This window comes from Mesorhizobium sp. M7A.F.Ca.MR.176.00.0.0 (assembly GCF_004023165.1).
In the GTDB taxonomy this organism is placed as follows: Bacteria; Pseudomonadota; Alphaproteobacteria; order Rhizobiales; family Rhizobiaceae; genus Mesorhizobium.
The window spans coordinates 1-1,345 of record NZ_RZTC01000117.1 but is presented as its reverse complement, the minus strand read 5'-3'; the positions used below and the strand labels follow the sequence as shown (position 1 = coordinate 1,345).

General features: G+C 63.2%; 2 protein-coding genes (1 of these 2 cut by a window edge). One reads left to right on the top strand and one right to left on the bottom strand.

The window, feature by feature from the left end; genetic code table 11:
* Nucleotides 1–861, bottom strand: the 5' portion of a protein-coding gene (locus EOB59_RS28285) for a LysR family transcriptional regulator (protein WP_128289744.1). The gene continues 69 nt to the left of window position 1, outside the view; only the first 861 of its 930 coding nucleotides appear in the window; the start codon lies at nucleotides 859–861; its stop codon lies beyond the left edge, outside the window.
* A gap of 137 nt (nucleotides 862–998) precedes the next feature.
* Between EOB59_RS28285 and EOB59_RS28280 the strand changes: the two genes are divergently transcribed.
* The coding region (locus EOB59_RS28280; RefSeq protein WP_206622076.1) for an acyl-CoA dehydrogenase family protein at nucleotides 999–1,345 on the top strand (347 nt) is incomplete at its 3' end.

The window sequence follows — 1,345 nt, the reverse complement described above, 5'->3', positions numbered from 1 at the left end:
GCGAAAACTGGCGACTGGCGGATGGCCGCGCTTGTCGTGTGGGACGACGAGATAGTAGGCGCTGCGGCTTTGCATGGGCCGGCCTGGCGCCGGCACCAGCTGGCCGCGCTGCAGTTCGCCTGCAATGAGGATCAGCGGCAGCAGCGCCACGCCGAGCCCCGCCATGCAGGCCTGGGCGGCGGTGCCGAACTGCTCGAACTGCATGCCCGGTCCGGTCGGCGCGCTCAGGCCCTGATGCTCGAACCATTCGGTCCAGGCGCCAGGACGCGTCGCCATGTGCAGCAGCGGCAGGCGGCCGATATCGGCCGGTGAGGCGATGGCGCGGCCGGCGAGGAATTCGGGCGACACGACCGGCGCCACGGTTTCGCGCACCAACAGTGTCGAGTCGGCCTCGGGCCAGTCCGGCAAGCCGTAGTGGATGGCGGCATCCAGCCTCTCCCTGGCGAAGTCGAAGCGGCCGACGCGGGTGACGAAATTGATGGTGATATCGGGATTGTTTTCGACGAAATCGGGGATCATCGGCATGAGCCAGCGCGTGCCGAAGGTCGGCAAAATGGCCAGGTCCAGGATGCCGCTATGCCGATTGCTCATCAATCCAAGGGCTGCGTCACGCAACTGGCCAAGTGCTGAACGCACCGCCTCGGCGTAGATTTCGCCCGATGTCGACAGCCTGACATTGCGGCTGTCGCGTTCGAACAGCCGGCGGCCGAATTGGTCTTCAAGCGATCTGATCTGCCGGCTGACTGCGCCCTGGGTCAAATCGAGCTCCTGGGCGGCAGCGGTGAAACTGCCCAGCCGGGCCACAGCCTCGAAGGCGGCAAGGGCGCTTATGTTGGGCAAAAGGCGGCGTTGGACACTCATGACCCATTCCTAGAGCTCATTGATCGGTGAATCAATTTCGTTTGATTTTTTCGAGGCGCAGGCCGATAGAACGGGCCAACATTTTGCTTCATGCATGTCATCGTTTTGAGCGACATGCATTGGTTTGGGAGAACGCGATGGCCGCCGACAAGAACGCATTCGTCTGGGAAGATCCGTTCCTGATCGAGGGCCAGCTTTCGGAAGACGAGCGCATGGTGCGCGACGGCGCGGCCGCCTTCGCCGCCGACAAACTGGCGCCGCGGATCGAGGACGCCTACCTCAACGAAACTTTCGATACCGCGATCTTCCGCGAAATGGGCGAGGCCGGCCTGCTCGGCATCAACATCCCCGAGGAATTCGGCGGGCTTGGCGCGAACTACGTCACCTATGGGCTGGTCGCGCGGGAAGTCGAACGTGTTGACTCGGGTTATCGCTCGATGATGTCAGTGCAGTCGTCGCTGGTGATGTACCCGATCTACGCCTG